Source organism: Methylobacterium sp. C1, assembly GCF_001854385.1.
Classification (GTDB): Bacteria; Pseudomonadota; Alphaproteobacteria; order Rhizobiales; family Beijerinckiaceae; genus Methylobacterium; species Methylobacterium radiotolerans.
Window position 1 is genome coordinate 4537529 of the sequence record NZ_CP017640.1, and the last position, 20667, is coordinate 4558195.

A 20667-nucleotide genomic window follows, 5' to 3' on the forward strand; every position below is an offset into this window, starting at 1 on the left:
CGGTCGAACCGATCCCATCCGTTAGAGGTTGATGCCGTGGCGATTACCCCCGAGCAGAATGCACTTCTCGACCGCGTTCCGTCTCCATCGGCGCTTCGGCGTCTTCCGGAGTCGGAGCTTCAGGCGGTGGCGGACGCGGTGCGCGCCGAGATGATCGACGCGGTCTCGATCACCGGCGGCCATCTCGGCTCGGGGCTGGGCGTGGTCGAGCTGACGGTGGCGCTGCACCACGTGTTCGACACCCCCGACGACCGCATCGTCTGGGACGTCGGCCACCAGTGCTACCCGCACAAGATCCTCACCGAGCGCCGCGACCGGATCCGCACGCTGCGCCAGGGCGGCGGCCTGTCGGGCTTCACCAAGCGGAGCGAGAGCGTCTACGATCCCTTCGGCGCCGCCCACTCCTCGACCTCGATCTCGGCCGCGCTGGGCATGGCGGTCGCCCGCGACCTCGACAACGCCACCGCCAAGCAGAAGGGCGGCGCGCAGAAGCGCCGCAACGCCATCGCGGTGATCGGCGACGGCTCGATGTCGGCCGGCATGGCCTACGAGGCCCTCAACAACGCCGGCGCCCTGCACTCGCGCCTGATCGTCATCCTCAACGACAACGACATGTCGATCGCGCCCCCCGTCGGTGCCATGTCGGCCTACCTCGCAAGGCTGGCGTCGGGCGGCGCCTACCAGTCCCTGCGCGAGACCGCCAAGCAGCTCGGCAAGCTCCTGCCCAAGGCGCTCTACCAGCGCGCCGCCGCGGCCGAGGAGTACGCCCGCTCGCTGGTGGTCGGCGGCGGCACCATGTTCGAGGAGATGGGCTTCCACTACGTCGGCCCCGTCGACGGGCACAACCTCGACCACCTGCTGCCGGTGCTCAAGAACGTCCGCGACGCCGAGCACGGCCCGATCCTGCTCCACGTCGTCACCCAGAAGGGCAAGGGCTACGCGCCGGCCGAGGCCTCGGCCGACCGCTACCACGGCGTGGTCAAGTTCGACGTGGTCTCAGGGATCCAGGCCAAGGCCAAGCCGAACGCGCCGGCCTACACGCGGGTGTTCGGCGAGAGCCTGATCAAGGCGGCCGACGCCGACGACAAGGTCGTGGCGATCACCGCCGCCATGCCGGGCGGGACCGGCATCGACCTGTTCGGCAAGGCGCACCCGGACAAGACCTTCGACGTGGGCATCGCCGAGCAGCACGCGGTGACGTTCGCGGGCGGCCTGGCGACCGAGGGCTACCGGCCGTTCGTGGCGATCTACTCGACCTTCCTGCAGCGGGCCTACGACCAGGTGGTGCACGACGTGGCGCTGCAGAACCTGCCCGTGCGGTTCTGCCTGGACCGGGCGGGCCTGGTCGGCGCGGACGGGGCGACGCACGCGGGCGCGTTCGACCTGGCGTACCTGTGCTGCCTGCCGAACATGACCGTGATGGCGGCGGCCGACGAGGCCGAGCTGGTGCACATGGTGGCGACCGCCCACGCCCACGACACGGGCCCGATCGCGCTGCGCTACCCGCGCGGCGAGGGGTGGGCGTCGAGCTTCCGGAGCGGGGCGAGGTCCTGGCGATCGGCAAGGGCCGGGTGGTGCGCCGGGACGCGGAGGCGCGGGTGGCGCTCCTGTCGCTCGGCACGCGCCTGGCGGAGGCCTTGAAGGCGGCGGACGCGCTGGCCGAGCAGGGCGTGGCGGTGACGGTGGCGGACGCGCGGTTCGCCAAGCCGCTGGACGAGGCGCTGATCCTGGATCTGGCGCGCGACCACGAGGTGCTGATCACGGTGGAGGAGGGCTCGCGGGGCGGGTTCGGCGCGATGGTGCTGCACCTGCTGGCCGAGCGCGGCGCGCTGGACGCGGGCGGCGTGCGGGTGCGGACCATGACGCTGCCGGACGCCTACCAGGACCACGACAGCCCGGAGAAGATGTACGCAGAGGCAGGCCTCGACGCCAAAACCATCGTCCGGACCGCCCTCGACACACTGCCGGCAGAGACCGCCAAGGCCGAGCCGGCGAGCAACGTCGTGAGCGTGCGCCGCCGCCCGCGCTGACGCCACGGTCCGCTACGGGTCTCCCGACCACGCACCGCAACCTGAGGCGGCGGAGCGCAGCGTAGCCCTCGAAGGAGCCGTCCAGAGGTCTCGCGATCCCTGGAATGCTCCTCCGAGGTCCGCCGGCGCGGGCACCTCAGGATGAGGGCGTGGAAGGGGGCCCGGGGTGATTGCCCTACCCCAGCGCCTGCGCCACCGCCCTGCCGCAGGCCTCCGTGTCGGCGTTGCCGCCGAGGTCGCGGGTGCGCAGCGTCCGCTCGGACAGCACCCGCTCGATCCCGCTGACGATCTCGGCCGCCGCCGCGTGCTCGCCGAGATGCTCCAGCATCATCGCCCCCGACCAGATCTGGCCGATCGGGTTGGCGATCCCCTGCCCGGCGATGTCCGGCGCCGAGCCGTGGACCGGCTCGAACACGGAAGGATGCACCCGCTCCGGGTTGATGTTGCCGGACGGCGCGATGCCGATCGTGCCCGTGCAGGCCGGCCCCAGATCCGACAGGATGTCGCCGAACAGGTTGGAGGCGACCACCACGTCGAACCGGTCCGGGTTGAGGACGAAATGCGCGGTCAGGATGTCGATGTGGTACTGGTCCCACCGCACGTCCGGATAGGCCCCGGCCACCGCCCTCACCCGCTCGTCCCAGTACGGCATGGTGATCGAGATGCCGTTCGACTTCGTGGCCGAGGTCAGGTGCTTCTTCGGGCGCTTCTGGGCCAGCTCGAAGGCGAACCTGAGGATCCGGTCGGTCCCGTGGCGGGTCATGATCGTCTCCTGCAGGGCGAATTCCCGCTCCGTGCCGGCGAACATCCGGCCGCCCGCGTTCGAGTACTCGCCCTCGGTGTTCTCCCGGACCACCCAGAAGTCGATGTCGCCGGGCTCCCGGTCGGCGAGCGGGCACTTCACCCCCGGCATCAGCCGCACCGGACGCAGGTTGGCGTACTGGTCGAATTCCCGCCGGAACAGGATCAGCGAGCCCCAGAGGGAGACGTGGTCGGGCACCCGCTCCGGCATGCCGACGGCGCCGAAAAAGATCGCGTCGTGGGTCTCGATCCGCGCCTTCCAGTCCTCCGGCATCATCCGGCCGTGCCGCTCGTAGTAGTCGCAGCTGGCGAAATCGAACCAGTCGAGCTGGAGGCTGAAGCCGTGCCGCTTGGCGGCCTGCTCCAGCACGCGCACGCCCTCCGGCACCACCTCCTTGCCGATGCCGTCGCCGGGGATCACCGCGATGCGGTAGCGGCGCTGCTGGCTGTTCTCCGGAGTGGCCATGAATCCTCCACGCGTCTCGAGGGCGGCCCCGTGCGGAGCCCGGGTCGCCGGCGTCAGGTGATTGGTCCGCGCCGGCACCGGGTCAACACCACAGCCTGACAATCAGTCGGTTTCACCCGCCATCGCCCGGCGCTGGCGGTCGAGCTCCTCGCTGTAGCGCTTGAGCGTGTGGCTCTCGGTGAGCAGGCCCAGCACCTTCCGGCTCTCGGCGCTCTCGACGACCGCGAGCGCCTCGCTCTCGGTCCTGTCGAAGGCGGCGGCGGCGTCCTTGGCGTTCATGCCCGGCGTGAGGAAATCGTCCGCGTGCAGGAGCAGGTCGGCGAGGACCGGCTGCGCGTCGGCGCCGGCATCCCGGACGGCCGCGTGCGCCTCGGGCACGTTCAGGATGCCGGCGTAGCGCCCGCCCCCGTCCACGGCGATCACCCGGGAGGGCGAGCCGAGGGGATGGGCGCGCAGGAAGGTGGGCAGCGGCGTGTCCAGCGCCACGGTGCCGGGATTGCGGCGCATCAGCCGGCCGACGGTCAGCGAGCGGATCCAGCCGACGTCGTGGGGGCTGCGGATGCTCTCGCCGCGCAGGTGGAAGCGCCAGGTGGCGAAGGAGTAGCCGAAGGTCTTGCGCACGGTGAGGGAGGACGCGATCACAGCCGCCAGGACGACGCCGGTGATCGGCAGGCTGCCGGTGACCTCCAGCGCCAGGAACGTCATGGTGAGCGGGCCGCCGATGACCGCCACCGCGAGGGCGCTCATGCCGATCACCGCGTAGGCGAGCGGCGTCAGGCCGAAATCCGCCAGCGGCGGCACCAGCACCGGGGCAAGGGCGGCGAACAGCTTGCCGGCGATGGCCCCGAGGAACAGGGACGCGAAGAACAGGCCGCCGCGGAAGCCCGAGCCGATCGAGATCGCCGAGGCCGTGGCCTTGGCGGCGAACAGCGCGGCCAGGACCGCGATGCCGTGCCCCTGCCCCTCGGCGGCGAAGTGCATGTGCAGGGCGCCGTGGCCGCCCGACAGCACCTGCGGCGTCGCCAGCAGCGCCAGCGCGCCGACGCACAGGCCGCCGAAGGCGGGCGCCGCCACCCGCGGCACGCCGGACGCCTGGACGAGGCGCTCGACCAGGGTGACGCCGCGCATGATCAGGATGCCGAGGCCCGCGCAGAACAGCCCGAGGGCGAGGCTCGGCAGGATCTCCAGGCTGGTGACGTGCGAGGTCGTGACCGCCTGCATGTCGCCGAGATCGACGAGCGGCTGCGCCTCGATCAGGGCGCGCGAGATCAGGTTGCCGCAGAGCGCCGCGACGACCACGGGCGTCAGCGTGGCGATCGAGTAGGTGCCGATGATCAGCTCGAAGGCGTAGAACGCGCCGGCGAGCGGCGCCCCGAAGCCGGCCGCGATCGCCCCGGCCGCGCCGCAGCCCACCAGGGTGCGCAGGTCGCTGCGCCGCACCTCGAAGGCGATGCCTAGCCGCGAGGCGAGGCCGGAGGCGATCTGTGTGTAGCCGGCTTCGAGTCCCACCGAGGCGCCGGACCCGTTCGAGATGACGTTCTGGAGGGCGAGGTAGAGGCTGTCGCGCAGGGACATGCGGCCGCCGTGCAGGGCGTTGGCCTCGATGGGATCGATGGCCGGGCGCCTGCGCGGGCCGCGGACGTAGTTGGCGACGACGATCAGCAGGCCGAGGACGGCGCCGCCGAGGCACGGGCCCACGAGCAGGAGCGCCGGCGACACGGCGTCGACGGCGCTGAGGCGCGCGCCCGCGGGCAGCTGGTAGAGCAGCTCGCGCAGGGTCTGGGTGATCCAGGTCATGGCCGAGACCGCCACGCCGGCGACGCAGCCCACCAGGGTCGCGAGGGCGACGAGGCCGCCCTCGCTCCGGCGGACAAGGCTGCGGAGCCGTCCGGGGGCCTGGACGAGGCCAGCCCCCGCCCAGCGCCGGCGCGGCCGCCGGCCCGGCCCGGCGGCCGATCGGGCCGGCACGTCGGCCGATCCGTTGCCGGGCGCCCTGTTCCCGCCGGCGGCGGCCGCTGGCTGTCGCGCGCTCACGGTCCGCCCCTCGCCTCCGGTCCGTCCGATCGGCGCCGCCGCCGCGTCGACCCCGCCGTCGCAGTTACAGCCGGGTCCGATCCCGTTGCAAACGGGCGGTGTGGCGGGGGCGCGACCGGCCCCGGCGCGGGGGACCCGGACGGCGCTATCCACGAAGTCGAAATCCCGTGCACACATCGCCTTGAAAACTGCCGCGGCCCACGATACACCCCGCGCCAGTGCCGCCGTAGCTCAGTTGGTTAGAGCACCAGATTGTGGATCTGGGGGTCCCCCGTTCGAGCCGGGGCGGTGGTACCATCCATTCAGCTCGACAGCGCGAGGGGTTGGCGGATCGCCAGCCCCTTTTGCTTGTGCGCGGACGGCGCCGCGCCGGATCTGGGCCGGCCCGGACCCACACCCCGACCCGATCGGAGTCGACCGGACCGGTCCTCGCGCGGGAGCCGGCCTGTACACAGGCGGCCACTTCAGCGCCCGCGCATGTTATAGAATCGCCAAATTTGCTCGCATACAGTCATGGCTGGGAGAAGACTATTATCGTTAGCGTGAAGACTGCCATGAAGAGCACGACACAGCAGGATCAGCTCGAGATCGTGAGCGCCCTCGCGGCCTCGCTCGCGGACCGGATGCTGATGGAGCGTCTGACGCAGGGAAAGCTGCCCCTCGCGAATGCGAGCCGCCTCTGGACCGCCTCGCTGCTCCTGGAGGAGCACGCGCGGCCCATCCCGCGCATCGTGACGGATGTCCTGGAGGAGGTCCGTCACGTCGAGCCCGACGACGGGGACGAGGCGGACGGGATCGAAGCGCAGCCGGGGCCGGAGGTGGACTTGGCCGGGGCGCGGCGTCCGGCCCGGCCGGCGCGCCGGCGCGGGCTCACCCGCCTGCTCCGCCCGTTCCGGCAGGCGGCCGAAGCCTGAGCCGCGTCGACGGCGGCTCTCGGCCGCCTGCCGCAACGGCGCGGGACCGTCTTGGCGGATCCGGAGTTCCCCGCGCGCGCCCGGGACGCTAAGACCGTCTTCGAGCGCGGCGTCGGATCCCGCCGCGCCAACGGGCTTCGGGACACGAGAGATGAGCATCCCTGAACGGCGCGTCCGGACCCTGTTCGACGAGGCGGCCATCGCCAAGCGCAACGACGAGCTCGCCCGGGAGATCCTCGCCGCGCGGCCCGAGAACCTCCTCGTCGTGGCAGTGCTCAAGGGCAGCTTCATGTTCGCGGCCGACCTGCTCCGGTCGCTGCACCGGGTCGGGCTCGCCCCGCAGGTCGAGTTCGTGCACCTGTCGAGCTACCGCACCGGGACCGTCTCCAGCGGGCAGGTCGAGATCCTGCGCGACGTGCAGAGCGAGGTGCGCGGGCGGGACGTGCTGCTCGTGGACGACATCCTGGAATCGGGCCGGACCGTCGTCTTCGCCAAGGACCTGCTGATGGCCCGCGGCGCCCGGCGGGTCCTCACCGCGGTGCTGCTGGAGAAGCCCGGCAAGCGCGCCGTGACGATCGACGCGGATTTCGTCGGCTTCACCTGTCCCGACGTGTTCGTCGTCGGCTACGGGATGGACGCCGCCCACGCCTTCCGCCAGCTGCCCTTCGTGGGCGTGGTCGATTACGGCGACGGCGACCCGGACCTGTTCGACGCTTGACCGCTCCCGCAGCGCGGCATTTTCGCCGCGCGCCGCGACCCGAAGGACAATTCGGCCTGCGACGACTTGACAGACGGGGAATTCGTCTGTGTCTGTCGGCGTTTGGGCGCGCGCGCCGTCGCGACGGGTCGCGCGCGGATTTCGGGGACGGTTACGGGACCACATGGCGCGCATCCTCCTGGTGGATGACGAAGAGACCGTCCGGGGCTTCCTCAAGCGGGGGCTCGAGATCGACGGGCACGCGGTCGTCACGGCCAACGACGGCAGCGACGGACTCGACCGCCTCAACGAGGCCGACGGCGGCTTCGATCTGATGCTCACCGACATCCGCATGCCGCTCATGGACGGCATCGCGCTGGCCCTCGCCGCCAAGCGCGACTTCCCCGACCTGACCATCCTGCTCATGACCGGCTTCGCCGACCAGCGCGAGCGCGCGCGCGGGCTCGACGCCATCGTCACCGACGTGCTGACCAAGCCCTTCTCCCTGGCGGATCTCCGCGCCACCGTGAAGCGGGCGCTCGCCGCCTGACCTGGGCGGGACCGGTTCGGAAGAACTTAAACATTGCTCTTAGGTTGAGCTTCACGAAAGCGTGGCACCTTCGGTCCGACTGGATCAGACCGAGCACGGAACGCCATGTATCGCCGGGACCGGGACATCGACGCGGCGGCGTATCGGGCGGACCGCTACGGCTGGGAGCCGGACGACCGGGACTGGGACGACGACCGCGACGCCCGGCGTCCGCGCGGGGGCCTCGGGCGGTTCTTCTCGCTGACGAAGCTCGCCCTCCTCGCGGTGCCGGCCGGGCTGTTCCTGTACGGCAGCTTCGCGGATTGCAGCGCCCGTCCGGCGGCGGGCTGGCTGGGGCTCGTCGGGGCCGGGGCCTGCGCCCGCACCGAGATGCTCGGCAACGTCCTGTCGATCCAGGACAACCTCGCGCTCCTGAAGCGGCTCATCAACTGAGCGACCGCCGCAGACCCTTCCGCGCCGCGCCCCCGATCCGCCCCGAACCGACCTCCGTGAGGCCGCCATGTCCACCCGCCCGCTCCTGCCGGCCTCGTCAACCCGCGCCTCCGACGCCGTCGAGGAGGCCCAGTTCCGCGCCCGCATGGCGCGGGTCGGCCCGGACGGCGCGAACCGCCCCCAGCGCCGGAGCCGGGCGCCCGAGCGGCGGCGCGGCTTCCGGCTCGGCTGGAAGGGCTGGCTCGTCGTCGACAGCCTCGTCGTGCTCCTGGTCGTGGCGGGGGTGGTGGCGTGGCCGCCGGTCCAGTCCTGCCGCAACCAGGACCAGACGGTCGGGTTCTACGCCGGCGATTCCGTCGGCAAGTGCATCCGGCGGGGGATCGCCGATCGCCTCGACACCGCCGATCAGCGCCTCAAGAGCCTGATCCGCCGCTCGGGCCACTGAGGCCGGACCCGCCGGAGCGCACAGCTCGAGCCTCGGCAGGCGCCCCGCGCAGCAACTTCTGGTTTGAGCGAACGTTGTGTGCTCGCCAGGAGCGCCCGATGCCCGTGATACTCGTCGTCCCGGTCGCGCTGATCGCGGTTCTCGCCGCCGGCGCGTTCGCGCTCCGTCACACCGAGGGGCACGGGCCCGAGCTGCGAGAAGCCCTGCTCCTGCTGCTCATGCTCGCGGTCGTATCGGCCAGCATAGGGCTGATGGCGCTCCGCCCGGGCGGCGCCTCGCGCGATGTCCTGCAGCCGACGGCCGGCGGCGTGTCGGCGTGACCCTGGAGGGCGCGGTCCGGCCCGAGCGCGAACCCGGGCTGACGCTGTGCTCGCCGACGCGCACGGCACGGCCGGACAGCCGGACCCAGGCCTGCCGCCGAAACTTTCGGTCGCGCCTGGGGTTCGCCGGGAAGGAGGACGCCCATGCCCGACGAAGCGAAAGGCACGAAGCCCGAGGATCTCACCCCTGATCGCCCGCGCCTCACCCCGCAGGGTCACGGGAGCGGCTCCGGGAGTGGCGAGGACAGCACGGACCCGAATGGCGGGGCCAAGCAGGGTCAGGGCGACAGGGCGGAAGGGTGAGGTCCGCGCGACGCGGACCGGCGGCGATGCGTCGAGTTGAACGGATCGCCGAAATCGTTCGATCACGGATCGTGTGCTCTGATCCTCGGTGAGGAGGTCGGAGCCATGACCATCACCACCTCGATCAACGCCGTCGGCCCCGTGAAGGCGACGGAGATGATCCAGTCGGCGCGTGCCGAAGCCGCCATCGCGCACAGGGCGGGGCTGCATACCGTCACGATGCCGGTGCCGGCGTCCACCGACTCCCGAGCGCCGGCGGACGGCCGCGAGCTGCCCGCTTTGCAGGAGCGCGTGGTGGACATCACCGTCTGAGCCGCCCTCGGTCAGGCTGCGTCGGTCCCGCAGCCGCGAGGCGCGTGTCTCCCATCGATCCGGAGACGCTCGATCACGTCCGCCTCGGATTGCTCGGCGGCCGAGTCGTTCCGTGCCGGGTCCCGGCCGACGTGCTGCGCGACCTGTCTCACCCGGACGACCTCGCGCGCGGCCCGCGCGACGTCGTCCTGAGCGATCGGGCCGCCATCGCGCGGGTCGCGACCGAGACATCCGAGCGCGCGGGCGCGCCGGATGGGTGCCTCGATCGCGACCAGGCCGACTTCTTCTGGCGCGAGGCTGCGCAGCCTCGGCCCGATCACCTCCACACGCTGGACGGGCGCGCCGAGCTCGGGCCGCCACACCGCTCCCCCGCTCGAGACCGCTCGCGCGACGGACCGTGACGGTGTGGAACTCGAGTAGCCAAGATTTCGTCCGCAACAAACACGACATCGCCCCGTAAATCGCGACTCTTATCCCTCAGTCCAAGCCCGCGATATCTCGCGGAGGACGGAGGACATCATGCTCAATGACTGTGCCGCCAGGCGTGCCGCCGTGCACGACGTTCTGGCTCATGAACGCGCGGATCAGAAGCCTCGTCGCGGCATGAGGCTCCTCGGGGTCGGCTGCCTCGGGCTCGCCTTCCTCGGGACAGCGAGCACCGTGAAGGCGTGGGAAAGCTCGCCCGCGCGCCAAGCATCCGCGATCGATGCAGACCCCCGCGGCGAAACTGAGCACGCACAGCCGAGGCCGGACGGGCTCGGTTTCGGCATCGTCGCCCAGATAGCCAGTCGCTAGGAGGGGCCGCCGATGAATTCGATGCTGCTCGGCCTCTTCCCGCTGCTGGTCGTTCTGACCTGGAGCGCCGGTTACGTGCTGGTGGAACGCGCGTGGCGTCAGCACGCGCCGGGCCGTCATATCGCGGCGGCGCTGCTCTGTGCCGGCTTCAGCCTTGCCGCCATCGCGGCCCTGGCTTGGGCTATGCCGCAGCCGGGCCAGAACTGGTCCGATGCCCCCCTGCGGCGCCTCGTTCCGGACGACAAGCCTGCCCTGGATGAGCCGACAGCGGGTCGCTGGTAGCACGACCATGAGCGCGCCCATGCCGTCCCTTCGCCGCTCGCGCGGGGAGGCCCCGGAAGGCAGGCCGCGGCACGCGTGAAGTGCGACCCGTCGCCAAATGTGCGATTCAAGACTTTCAGCAGAGACAGGGGCGATAATCTGGGGCGGATTAGAGAGTTGAGTGCCCTGAAATGCCCATCGAGAGACGCGCCCGCCCGAGAGCCGAGACGGATCTGACCGGGCGCATCGTGCCGAATTTCGGCCGGCCAGTGGGCTGCAGGGTCCTGGATCGATCGCCGGGCGGAGCGCAGCTCCGCGTGAACAGCGTCTTCGGTCTCCCCGAGACCTTCATGCTCGAGATCCCGCAGACCGAGGAGCGCATCAGCGCGCGCGTGGTCTGGCGCTCGGCAGGCAATCTCGGGGTGGTGCTCGACGAGCCGGCGCGGCCGTCGATGTAGCGGCGGCCGGGCATCGGGCGGCCTCGGCCGTCTTCACGTCGGCCGGCCGAACCGCGCGATCCAGCTTCGTGCGTTAGCCAATGCGGGCGACCTGCCGCGGGCCGTCGAGCCTTCCGCGAGCGGGGCCGGCCGCCCGAGATCATCGCGCGGCGGCGGGGCGAGCGGGACCAGGCCGCCCTCTCCCAATGCGCGGACTCTTCCGCACCGTTCCCGAGACACGTCGCTGTGCGAGCGCTCCCGCTCCGGATCCCGCCCCTAGGCTGGGAAGCCGGGGCGACGCCTGCGCCGACGCGCTGACCGGGCCCGGATTCCGACGGCCCGGGCTTCCCCCGCGCGCGGCATGGGGCGGTAGGCCTACTCCCCTTCCGCAGCGTCCTCGCCGTCCGTCACGCCGAGAGCGGCCTTCTCGGCAAGGAGCGTCGCCAACGCGGATCGGATGCGGTCGCCCTGCTCGGCGTAGGGCAGGTCGGCCGCGTCGAGCAGCGCGCTGCGGTACCGCGTCTGGATCGCGGCCAGTTGCGTCGGCAGCCCCACTTTGCGGGGCGGCTTCCCGTCGACCACGACCTTCGGCGGCTTCTTCTTGGCGGGCGTCTTTCCGGGCATGCCGAGCCAAGCCGCATGCAGGTCCCTGGTTCCCCCGCTTCGCGGCCTCCCCCGATCGCGCGATCCCCCAAGGCTCGCCGGCGCCTGACGTTCCGGTGCAGGTGCGGGCGGGGCTGACGAGCCGGCGCGACGGGTACACCGAGTTCGCGCGACGCACGCCGCGCGGCTCGACGCGGGTCGGCGGTGCTCGACGTGGTTTACGCCGACGGCGACGCGTCCCTGCCCCGGCAGATGGAGGCCGGGGCCACGCAGGGCGTGCCCCTCCTGCAGGCCCTGGTGGCGGCTGAGATCGCGGACCTGATGGACGATGCGCCGACCGACGCCGCGATGGCGCTGGCCGCTGGCCCGCTCTCGGACGCCGCCTACGATGCGCTGGTGAAGGCGGTCGCGCCCGATAGCCCCGCCGGACGGGCGCTCGCCAAGATCGGGGCGCGTAACAGCCGGGCGCACCAGGAGCGGATCAGCGCATGCATGACGACGCCTGGGGCCTCGGGGCAACCTGTGAGTCGGCCGAGAAGGGTGCCGGCGCCGACCCGACCAAGGGCAGCGATGCGGTCGAAGCGGTTCGGGTCGAACTCGCCAAGATGACCGGCCAGCGCGACGCACTGCAGAAGACGCTGACCGACGAGGTGCTGCCGCAGATCGCGGCACTCGCGAAGATGGTGGGAGATCAACCCGTGCCGCGCCATCTCGTGGGCCGCGCGGTCACGAAGGGCAGCGCGGGTGATTCCGGTTCATCTGACATTCCGTCCGTGGACGCGATCCGCGACCACCCAGCCAAGATGAGCGCGGAGGCGCGCGCGGGTCGGCTGATCAAGGTCTCGCACCAGAACCCGCAGCAGCTCGCGCTCGCCCGCTGAGGCGCTCAGATCCGGTGCCTGCGTACGATCACTTGCGACCGATCGCGACCCGACCCAGCCACGACGGCGGCTATCGCCGCATCCCGAAAGCAGCCGCTTCCAGCCCCATCAAACATGACCGTGCTGATGGTGGAGGTCGGGGTAGTGAGGATGGGTGTGCCGTAGCGGCTCATGGCGGTGCCAATGGGAGTGTGGCTCCGTCACCGGCCCATCGTGATGATGCTGGTGGTGCTCATCGTGGACGTGGGCATGCTCGTGCTCCATCGTCTCATGGAGGTGCGCGTGCTCGTGGCGCTCTGCGAGGTGCAGCCACAGACCCATACCCATCAGCGCGCCGGCCACGACGAGCTGCACCGTCACCGGCTCGCCTAGCAGCCCGACGGCAATCACCGCGCCGATGAAAGGCGCAAGTGAGAAGTAGGCCCCAGTGCGCGCTGCACCGAGGTGGCGCAAGGCCAGCATGAATAGGACGAGGCTCACCCCGACACCGAGGAAGCCGACCACCGCCGCTGCGCCGATCATTGCCAAGGATGGCATTGCCGCGCCCAACATCAGCGCCAGAGCCACGTTGACGCTGCCCGCAACCACCCCCTTAATCGTGGCCGTGACAACCGGATCGGACGAGGAGAGCTTGCGGGTCAGGTTGTTGTCGATGCCCCAGGCCAGACAGGCGGCGGCGATCAACGCCGCGCCCGCATCGAGGCGCACACCCTCACCGTTCCACGACAACACGACCGCGCCCACGAGGATGGCGAACGCACCCAGTATCAGACGGCGATCAACGTTCTCCCGGAACACCACCCACGCGATGAGCATAGTCGCCAAGCCTTCGAGGTTGAGCAACAGCGAGCCAGACGCGGCAGAGGTGTGCGACAGACCCAGCATCAGCAGAAGCGGCCCGGCCAACCCACCGAACAGCACGACTGCTGCCAGCCACGGCAGATCATGCCGGCGGAGCGGAGCTTCCTGGGCTGGAACGCCAAAGGTAGCTCGGCTGACATGCACGATTGCCAGGCCGATGCCCGCGCCGAGGTAGAGAAGCCCAGCAAGCAGTTGCGGCGAGACGGTGCCGAGCAGAAGCTTCGCGAACGGAGCGGAGGCACCGAACAAGACGGCCGAAACGAGGGCCAACGGCACCCCTGGCCAGAGGTGGGAGTGGATGTATTTCATGCCCTCACTTTTACAGCGTTTCAGCAAACGCCTGAGAGCGAACCCTCGTCCCTGCATCGAGCGGCCTGAGCGGCTTCACCGGCCATGTCTGCTCCGATGTATCCGCAGCTCCGAAGCGGCCCATCTCCCTTCCACACCGAGCAGACAGTCCGATAGCGACCCGCTTCCGTCACTCAGCCGCTAGGGCGACAGCCCGAGAGCGGTCGCAACCGACCGCAGGTCCTGCGTGTGCGCCTGCCGGTATTCACGGGGGCTCACGTCGTAGCGATCCTTGAAGCGGCGGGCGAAATGCGCCTGGCTGCTGAAGCCACAGGCGTAGGCCAGCATGCCGACGGACAGGTGTGCACAGGCCGGGTCGGTCAGGCGCTTGGCTGCCACCTCCAAGCGGCGTTCCCAGATGTAGTCGGAGATGTGCCGGCCGCGCTCGTGGAACAGCTCCTGCAGCCGGCGTAGCGACAGCCCCATTGCGGCGGCGAGCTGTGGTGGATCCAAACTCGGATCGCCCAGATGGGTCTCAACATAGGCCTTGGCACGCTGGACCGTGACGTTGCCGTGTATGGAACGCGGTACCTCCTGCGCCATCCGTTCGGCGAGGCTGGCTACGATTAGGTCGATCCCGATCGACGCCAAGCGGGCGGCCGCGTCGGGGCCGAGCCGATCGGCGACCGCAACCAAATCCTGGATGTACGTCCGCGCCAAGGTCGTGGAGGCGTGGTCCGCGCCGACCCTGAGGGCGCTGAACAGCCGGGACGGGCCCAGTGCGGTTTCCAGACGATCGCGCGGCAGATCCAGGATCAGGGTACTGCTCGTCTCCGTCTGGACGACGGCCGGGCGTGCGTCGAGGACGAAAAGGTCGCCCATCCGACATTCCGCCTCCTGGTCGCCCTGTCGGGCGATAGCCCGGCCGGAGAGCATCAGGACCGCGTAGGCCCGATCGGACCGGTCGTCGCGCCGGGCCGCGTCGGCCGTCGTTTCGCTGCGCATGGCCGTGTGTGCGAAGTGTGAAATCGGCACGGCGCCGATATTCGTAGCGGCTATGCTGCCCTTGAACTGGGCCTCGTCGACGGTCTTCAACTCCACCGGGACCAGCTGTTCACAGACCATTTCGCGCCACTGGCGGAACGCGTTCCGAGGGTGGATCTTTTCTGTCGAAAAAAGCGGTTGCATTTGAGGCCTAGGCGCCCCCGACACCACCCGGTGGCGAGGAATGAAGGTCCGGACTCGTATTGTATATAATATGCTGCAACCATGTGCGTATCGCTCGCATGATCACGGAGTTGCGATCCGTCGATAGACACGGCCGCCCGAAAGGGGACCGGCAGAATTCCACCCAGGCAGACCGTCGGTGTCGAAACCGTCAGTCTGACGCGTACCGTCCGACACACCGCACATCGACCACTCTCGACGCGCCGTCGGTCCGGGGACGGATCGCGCGCGTCCCCCGACGGGCCGCAGGGCCCATGCCCCCTCTACGTCCGATGTCCCGCGCCCCGGGGACGGGTCAGCGCCGGCGCGGCCGTGCATCCGCACAGGATCACGCCCCATGACCCAGCACGTCGACGTCCTCGCCCTCCTCAAGGAGGCGCAGGCCAAGCCGCTCACCGACCCGATCCTGGCGCAGCTCGGGATCGATCTGCAGAAGTCGACCTTCGCGCAGGCCAGCTCGCCCACCTCCGGCCTGACCTGCTACGACCTCGAACTCGGCGCGAAGTCGCTCTACCCGGTGCTCACGCCCCTGCGAAACGCGATCCCGCGCGTCTCGGGCAAGGGCGGCATCCAGGCCGCGTGGCGGGCGATCACCGACATCAACGTCTCCGGGATGCGCATCGACGTCTCGGCGGCAACCGCGGCGGCGTGCAGGTCGTCGCTACCGCCGACTACACCGCCAGCTACAAGGGCATCGGCATCGAGTCGCATGTCGAGTTCGAGGCCCAGTACGCCGCGCAGGGCTTCGACGACGTGCGCGCCATCGCCGCCCGTACCGGGCTCCAGAGCCTGATGCTCGGCGAGGAGGCGATGCTGCTCGGCGGCAACACCTCGCTCGCGCTCGGCACCACGCCGACCCCGACTCTGTCCGGCGCGGCCACCGGCGGCGCGCTCGCCGCCCAGACCTGGTCGGTGATCGCCGTGGCGCTGGCGCTCGACGGCGTGATCAACGGCACCGTCGCCGACGGCATCCAGTCGACCATCACCCGGACCAACGCGGACGGCTCGACCGACGTGTTCGGCGGCGGTGCTGCGGCCCGCTCGGCCGCCGCCACGGTCGCGACCACCGGCGCCACCGGGTCGATCGCGGCCTCGGTCGACCCGGTGCCCGGCGCGCTCGGCTACGCGTGGTTCTGGGGCCCGGCCGGCGCCGAGGTGCTGGGCGCCATCACCACGATCACCTCGGTCCTGATCACCGCCACGGCCGCGGGCACCCAGACCGCCGCGGCGCTCGGAACCGTCGACCGCTCGACCTCGGCCCTGTCCTTCGACGGGCTCCTGACGCAGGCGTTCCGGCCCGGCTCCGGCGCCACCATCGTCACCCTGGATGCTGAAAATCGCCGTCTGTGGCGATTTCAGGTTCGTTCAGACGGGATGGGAGCAGAGGCGATCGCCTCCCGGCCGTTTGCATTCATCCCGCGAAACTTTCTCTCCGATGGCCTCGTAAGGGCCCACGCTGCCCCGTTCATCGGGGTTCGGACTGAAGGAAACACGATGCTCACTCAGAACACCGGCCGCCGCACGGCCCAGGCGCTCGCCCTGACCCTCGCGCTCAGCCTCGGAGCCAGCGGCGCGGCCTACGCCAAGAACCCGATGGTCGGCGGCGCGCCGATGTACGCCCAGAAGACCATCGTCGAGAACGCGGTCAATTCGAAGGATCACACCACCCTCGTCGCTGCCGTGAAGGCCGCGGGCCTCGTCGATACGCTGAACGGCCCGGGCCCGTTCACGGTGTTCGCGCCGACCAACGCCGCCTTCGCCAAGCTGCCGCCGGGCACGGTGGAAAGCCTCGTGCAGCCGCAGAACAAGGCGACGCTGACGAAGATCCTGACCTACCACGTGGTCCCGGGTGTCTACACCGCCAAGGACCTGATGGCGCTGGCCAAGAAGGGGGGTGGACAGGGCGTGCTGACCACCGTCGAGGGCGAACCACTCGCCGTCGAGGTGCAGGGCAAGAAGGTTCTCGTCACCGACCAGAAGGGCAACACCGCGACGGTGACCATCCCGAACGTCATGCAGTCGAACGGCGTCATCCACGTCATCAACGCCGTGCTGATGCCGTAACGCGCAGTGCCCGCGGCCCGTGAGGGCTGCGGGCCTCGACAGCGCGTGGCCTTTCAGATCACGCGAGCGCCGGCAGGCGTGCCCGCCGCGCCCGGTCATTCGGCGATGAGCTTGCCGGTGTAGATCACCGGACCCGTGGGTTGGCCGCTCGGTGAGCCTCCGGGCGGCTCGACCGAGACCGCGATTACCCCGTCCGGTGCGGTGTCCTGCGGTAGCCTCACCTGACTTGGCGCCGCTCCGACGAGGCCGAGTGGCTTTGCCCCTCCTGCGCCGACGTACCACAATTCCAGACTCCGCCCGGCGGGCGCGTCGGCACCGACGGGCCTGACTTCTGCGAGGCCGGTCTGCGTGTCGACACGCACGATCAGCGCCGGCAGCGCCCCGCCTCCCTGCACGACAGCCAGATAGCGCCCTCCCGCCGGGGTTCGTGACGGCCCGACTGCCACGAACAGCGCGAGGCCCGCGGCGAGCAGGCCTGACCCTGCCGCGGCGATCCGCCAGCGCCTCACCTGCCGCCGCAGGTGGCGAAGCTCACCTCGCGCTACGTCGGTCGCGTCTGGCAGCGCGCGCAGCAGCGCTTCGCGGACCCGCGGCGGCGGCGCCACGGGCGGCACGGCCTCCATCAGCGGCGCCAGGCGCCGCTCCCACTCGCGGATGCGGCTGGCCGTGCCGGGGTCTTGGCTCGCCTCGCGCTCCAGCGCCGCCCGCTCCCGCGCGTCGAGTGTCCCGAGGGCGTACTCGGCCGCGCGCATGTCATGCTCGGACGTCGGGTCCATGCCGGGCTGGCCGCTGCCGCTCACGAGACAGCCTCCAGGCAGGACTTGAGGCCTGCGAGTGACCGGTGCAGCCAAGTCTTGATGGTGTTGACCGGCCGGTCGAAGTGCCGCGCCAAATCCTCCCGAGATTGCCCTTCGCAATAGGCCAGCACGACGCAGTCCCGGTGCTTGGGGTCGAGACGGCCGAGGCAGGCCAGGAGGGCGCTCCGGTCCATGAAATCTGCCGCCCCATCGTGCGGATCGATCAGCCGCGCCACCCAATCCTCGCCGGTATCCAATTCCGGGCCCTGATGCTCGACCTTCCGCCGTACGCTGTCGATGGCGCGATTGCGGGCGACGGTGCAGAGCCACGGCAGCGGCGGCCCGGCCTCGGGCTTGTAGCTGCCCGCGGCCTGCCAGATGCGCATGTAGACGTCCTGAAGCACGTCCTCGGCCAAGCCACGGTCACGCTGGATACGCAGGATCAGGCCGTAAAGTTTCGGGCTCGTGAGATCGTAGAGTTCGGCCAGCCGATTTGCCTCTCCCCGGGCGATACCAGCGAGCAGTCGGCGCAGCGTGGCGTCGTCGGCCAAGTTGGCTCCCTACAAACTCCCAGGCGCCTTCTATCGGACGCCCAACCGGATGCTGCTTTAACCCAAACTGCCTAGCCGTGACGATCCCTCACGCGCGATAGCCCCGCTGAGCGGGCCTCGAAGTGGCCGCTTTCAAAATCCTCGGAGCGGCGGCTGCGGAGATGTCGCTGAGGGCGGGATGCGGAGGTTGACCGATCCCTCGCAAAGGGACTTTCCGCGGTCGCCCCAATCCGGTCGGCGGATGCCTCGGAGAGACTGCTTCGAAGCGGACGTCCGAGCGTGAACGAGCCACGTGTCCGCCTGTCGAGCAGGAATGTGGCGTGGCATGTCACATCTTTGCGGGCCAGCTCGTCGTAGCTTCGAACGTCGATCTCCGGCGTTCCGAGCACCGGGATCCGTCATGAGTCAGAACAAGCGGCTAGTCTGGACTGAGGTGGCGCCGGAGGGCGCGAGGGCGTTCTTCGGCATCCACCACTACATCACCACGGGCACCGACCTTCCCCACGAACTGATCCACCTCGTCTTCTTGCGCGTGTCGCAGATCAATGGCTGCGCGCATTGCATCGACCTACATTCCCGTGATCTCCTCAAGACGATGCCGTTCGAGAAGGTCGCCCTGGTTCCAGTCTGGGCCGAGGTGCCCCACCTGTTCTCCGACCAATACCGAGCTGCGCTCGCGTGGGCGGAGGAAGTCACACTGGTCAGCGAGACGCACGCTTCCGACGAAGCCTATGCGGCCGCGAGCGCGGCTTTCACGGCAAAGGATCTCGTGGACCTCACGATCGCCATCGCGGCGATGAACGCATTTAATCGACTCGGAGCGCCCTTCCGGCTTCCCGTCGTCGCGAAAGCCTGAGCCCCTTCCAAACACGACCATGGCTGGGGCGACGGCAGCTTCCCGGGCTGCCAATCGATGAGCAGACCGGAAGCTTTCCACCCCGAGCGGACGGCCAGCTACCGACCCAACCTCTCCATTCATGGCAGCTGGCGCGTTGCCTGTAAGCAGCCGTTCGATCGCTTGGCGGTCTGGTTGCTGCCCGCCTCATCCAGCCGGCGCGCCTCCCAGTCTCGGGGTACGTGGGCCCCACCGCCCCACTGAACAGGCTGATAGGCGACGCCTGATAGGGAGGACATGGTTCACGCGCTATGGACCTCGCGTGGTTTGATGAAGATCAAAGTCCGTCAAAGGAAAGAGCGCAACTGACTGACCCTCGTATCAGAAGTCATCGGGGGCCACACTCATGTCTTCAGCCAAGCGCGATGGTAGACGTCTGACTTGGCGTATAGTCAAGTTGGAGCAGCCCCCGGCCTTGCGCCGAGGGCGAGAGCACTGGGTGGTGCGCTGGATCGGGGCAGCTAAATACCGAAGCAAAAGATCGGTCAAAGGCTCTATTCCAGTAGCTGTTAGCGCCCACATCATCAATTTGAGATGTGCGGACACCCACGCTCGACCGGTGCGCCCTGAACGAGCTGGCAAAATCGGGCGCGTTCTGCTGTTTGAAGGCCATCGAAGCGCCAACATTCGCCCGCTCTGAACGTTAATCATGATAAGGCGAGCTACTTGTTTTTTTGATTTGGATTGATAGGCGCACCCGGAAAATCTCGACAACACAATTTCGACCGCCCTGTTTGGTGTAATATTTTTGGGCGAGGAGGCAATTACGGCCGCTTCGATGCCGCTGCTCTTTGGAAGCGGACAAGCCGCCTTCCACCCCGAGCAGCTCTTGCAGCTTGCGATCGCTCGCGAAGAAGGCTGTCAAGCATAGGCGCCCGACCGGATCGCATGCAGCCCGATCGGGAACTCCGCCGGTACCGGTAGGCCGAGCGGCGACATGCGCCCATGCACCAGGCAGAGCATCGCGAGCGGTACGTCGAGGACAATCGGCATCGAGCCGTCGTGAGTGTCCCTGACAAGACAGAGGTGGTAACGCCGGTCACTCGGCTCCCCATGGGGGTTGTCGACCGGGTCGGCGGTGGCCGCAGCCTCGAGCGCATCCTCTACAACCGCCCAAGAGAACAACGGATCAGCTGCAGCGATGGCCGCGGCGTTGAGCCGTGCCAGATCGGAGACGAAGCTGAACACGAGATCCGCACCCGCGCGGTCGCTCGCAAACCAGCGGGCGCGCGGCGGACCGACCTCGCTATCGCCCAGAACGGGATCGAAGGGGCGGTGCGGGACCCAGCCGGCAAGCCACGCATCGATCCGTCGACCCTCCGCCAGCGCCGCTTCGTCGCCCTTCAGCACCGCCGCTCCGTCGAGCCCTTCTCGGGCAAGCCAAGAGACGAGGACGGCGATCCGATTGGGGTCGCGGGCGAGAAACTGGGCTAGGTTCTCGGCGCGTTGCTCCGGCGTCAGACCCCTTGGATCACCGCGATGGAGCGGCGTGTCGGGCGGGTAGTCGCCAAGCCGAGCCGAGAGAAGGGCATAGAGTTCGCCAGGCGCATCCCCAGCTGCCATATCCGAGTGCGCCGCGACAGCAGGGCCACGCTGTTCGGACGACCTACGGTTGCTGAGCCAATCGAAGATGCCGGGCATAGTTCAGATCTTACAACAGGCGCCCGATGAAACCACCAACCACCGCGCCGAAATCTGCGCTG

Annotated in this window: 22 protein-coding genes, 1 tRNA gene and 1 pseudogene; 16 read left to right on the forward strand and 8 right to left on the reverse strand. The window is 69.7% G+C overall.

What is annotated here, in order from left to right; all coding sequences use genetic code 11:
* Positions 1 to 36 precede the first annotated feature (36 nt).
* A pseudogene (gene dxs / locus BKE41_RS21025) lies at positions 37 to 2030 on the forward strand (1-deoxy-D-xylulose-5-phosphate synthase).
* A gap of 175 nt (positions 2031 to 2205) precedes the next feature.
* Here the strand turns inward: dxs and BKE41_RS21030 are convergent.
* A complete protein-coding gene (locus BKE41_RS21030) occupies positions 2206 to 3297 on the reverse strand; it encodes a tartrate dehydrogenase (protein ID WP_071000055.1) in 1092 nt (363 codons plus the stop codon).
* 102 nt (positions 3298 to 3399) lie between these two features.
* The gene (locus BKE41_RS21035) at positions 3400 to 5094 is read right to left on the reverse strand and encodes a chloride channel protein (protein ID WP_234742127.1); all 1695 of its coding nucleotides are present in this window, start codon (positions 5092 to 5094) and stop codon (positions 3400 to 3402) included.
* Positions 5095 to 5551: 457 nt separating this feature from the next.
* Here BKE41_RS21035 and BKE41_RS21040 point away from each other — a divergent pair.
* The 11 genes from BKE41_RS21040 to BKE41_RS21095 all read left to right on the forward strand — a co-directional run bounded on the left by BKE41_RS21040 (position 5552) and on the right by BKE41_RS21095 (position 10818).
* Positions 5552 to 5628: transfer RNA gene (locus BKE41_RS21040), tRNA-His, on the forward strand.
* 257 nt (positions 5629 to 5885) lie between these two features.
* Positions 5886 to 6245: a hypothetical protein gene (locus BKE41_RS21045; protein WP_012320926.1), complete on the forward strand. Its 360-nt coding sequence runs from the start codon at positions 5886 to 5888 to the stop codon at positions 6243 to 6245.
* 151 nt (positions 6246 to 6396) lie between these two features.
* Positions 6397 to 6963, forward strand: a complete 567-nt coding sequence (gene hpt / locus BKE41_RS21050; RefSeq protein WP_012320927.1) for a hypoxanthine phosphoribosyltransferase — start codon at positions 6397 to 6399, stop codon at positions 6961 to 6963.
* A 163-nt stretch (positions 6964 to 7126) separates the two neighbouring features.
* Complete coding sequence (locus tag BKE41_RS21055; RefSeq protein ID WP_010687322.1) at positions 7127 to 7492, forward strand: response regulator; 366 nt, start codon at positions 7127 to 7129, stop codon at positions 7490 to 7492.
* A gap of 105 nt (positions 7493 to 7597) precedes the next feature.
* On the forward strand, positions 7598 to 7924 hold the full coding sequence (locus tag BKE41_RS21060) for a hypothetical protein (protein ID WP_012320928.1): 327 nt from the start codon (positions 7598 to 7600) through the stop codon (positions 7922 to 7924).
* Between the two features lie 67 nt (positions 7925 to 7991).
* The gene (locus tag BKE41_RS21065) at positions 7992 to 8369 is read left to right on the forward strand and encodes a hypothetical protein (RefSeq protein ID WP_012320929.1); all 378 of its coding nucleotides are present in this window, start codon (positions 7992 to 7994) and stop codon (positions 8367 to 8369) included.
* A 98-nt stretch (positions 8370 to 8467) separates the two neighbouring features.
* Positions 8468 to 8689 carry a hypothetical protein gene (locus BKE41_RS30875; protein ID WP_012320930.1) on the forward strand — a complete coding sequence of 74 codons (222 nt, stop codon included), beginning with the start codon at positions 8468 to 8470 and terminating at the stop codon, positions 8687 to 8689.
* 408 nt (positions 8690 to 9097) lie between these two features.
* Entirely contained in the window at positions 9098 to 9304 is a 207-nt protein-coding gene (locus tag BKE41_RS21075) for a hypothetical protein (RefSeq protein WP_012320932.1), read from the forward strand.
* Positions 9305 to 9348: 44 nt separating this feature from the next.
* Entirely contained in the window at positions 9349 to 9705 is a 357-nt protein-coding gene (locus BKE41_RS30425; protein ID WP_199825805.1) for a hypothetical protein, read from the forward strand.
* A 406-nt stretch (positions 9706 to 10111) separates the two neighbouring features.
* Entirely contained in the window at positions 10112 to 10381 is a 270-nt protein-coding gene (locus BKE41_RS21090; protein ID WP_012320935.1) for a hypothetical protein, read from the forward strand.
* Between the two features lie 170 nt (positions 10382 to 10551).
* A complete protein-coding gene (locus BKE41_RS21095; RefSeq protein WP_012320936.1) occupies positions 10552 to 10818 on the forward strand; it encodes a PilZ domain-containing protein in 267 nt (88 codons plus the stop codon).
* A 354-nt stretch (positions 10819 to 11172) separates the two neighbouring features.
* On the opposite strand, the gene BKE41_RS21100 is transcribed toward BKE41_RS21095, so the two are convergent.
* A complete protein-coding gene (locus tag BKE41_RS21100; protein ID WP_012320937.1) occupies positions 11173 to 11421 on the reverse strand; it encodes a hypothetical protein in 249 nt (82 codons plus the stop codon).
* 467 nt (positions 11422 to 11888) lie between these two features.
* On the opposite strand from BKE41_RS21100, the gene BKE41_RS21110 reads away from it, so the two are divergent.
* Positions 11889 to 12281, forward strand: a complete 393-nt coding sequence (locus BKE41_RS21110; protein ID WP_127992517.1) for a hypothetical protein — start codon at positions 11889 to 11891, stop codon at positions 12279 to 12281.
* A gap of 108 nt (positions 12282 to 12389) precedes the next feature.
* Here BKE41_RS21110 and BKE41_RS21115 read toward each other — a convergent pair whose 3' ends face one another.
* The gene (locus BKE41_RS21115; RefSeq protein ID WP_024829022.1) at positions 12390 to 13451 is read right to left on the reverse strand and encodes a DMT family transporter; all 1062 of its coding nucleotides are present in this window, start codon (positions 13449 to 13451) and stop codon (positions 12390 to 12392) included.
* Positions 13452 to 13631: 180 nt separating this feature from the next.
* Positions 13632 to 14618, reverse strand: coding sequence for a helix-turn-helix domain-containing protein (locus BKE41_RS21120; RefSeq protein ID WP_024829021.1), 987 nt, complete (start codon positions 14616 to 14618; stop codon positions 13632 to 13634).
* A gap of 376 nt (positions 14619 to 14994) precedes the next feature.
* Here BKE41_RS21120 and BKE41_RS31250 point away from each other — a divergent pair, with 376 nt between their 5' ends.
* Both BKE41_RS31250 and BKE41_RS21125 read left to right on the forward strand, forming a co-directional pair.
* The gene (locus BKE41_RS31250; protein ID WP_159392765.1) at positions 14995 to 15450 is read left to right on the forward strand and encodes a hypothetical protein; all 456 of its coding nucleotides are present in this window, start codon (positions 14995 to 14997) and stop codon (positions 15448 to 15450) included.
* 701 nt (positions 15451 to 16151) lie between these two features.
* A complete protein-coding gene (locus BKE41_RS21125; protein WP_024831186.1) occupies positions 16152 to 16721 on the forward strand; it encodes a fasciclin domain-containing protein in 570 nt (189 codons plus the stop codon).
* A 95-nt stretch (positions 16722 to 16816) separates the two neighbouring features.
* Here BKE41_RS21125 and BKE41_RS21130 read toward each other — a convergent pair whose 3' ends face one another.
* Positions 16817 to 17521: an anti-sigma factor gene (locus BKE41_RS21130; RefSeq protein ID WP_012320941.1), complete on the reverse strand. Its 705-nt coding sequence runs from the start codon at positions 17519 to 17521 to the stop codon at positions 16817 to 16819.
* Positions 17518 to 18069 (reverse strand): sigma-70 family RNA polymerase sigma factor, encoded by a 552-nt coding sequence (locus BKE41_RS21135; protein ID WP_012320942.1) that lies wholly within the window; start codon positions 18067 to 18069, stop codon positions 17518 to 17520. Before BKE41_RS21135 ends, BKE41_RS21130 begins: the two co-directional genes overlap by 4 nt.
* 400 nt (positions 18070 to 18469) lie before the next feature.
* Between BKE41_RS21135 and BKE41_RS21140 the strand changes: the two genes are divergently transcribed.
* Entirely contained in the window at positions 18470 to 18925 is a 456-nt protein-coding gene (locus BKE41_RS21140) for a carboxymuconolactone decarboxylase family protein (RefSeq protein WP_024829020.1), read from the forward strand.
* 900 nt (positions 18926 to 19825) lie between these two features.
* Here BKE41_RS21140 and BKE41_RS21145 read toward each other — a convergent pair.
* Positions 19826 to 20605 (reverse strand): hypothetical protein, encoded by a 780-nt coding sequence (locus BKE41_RS21145; RefSeq protein ID WP_024829019.1) that lies wholly within the window; start codon positions 20603 to 20605, stop codon positions 19826 to 19828.
* Positions 20606 to 20667 lie beyond the last annotated feature (62 nt).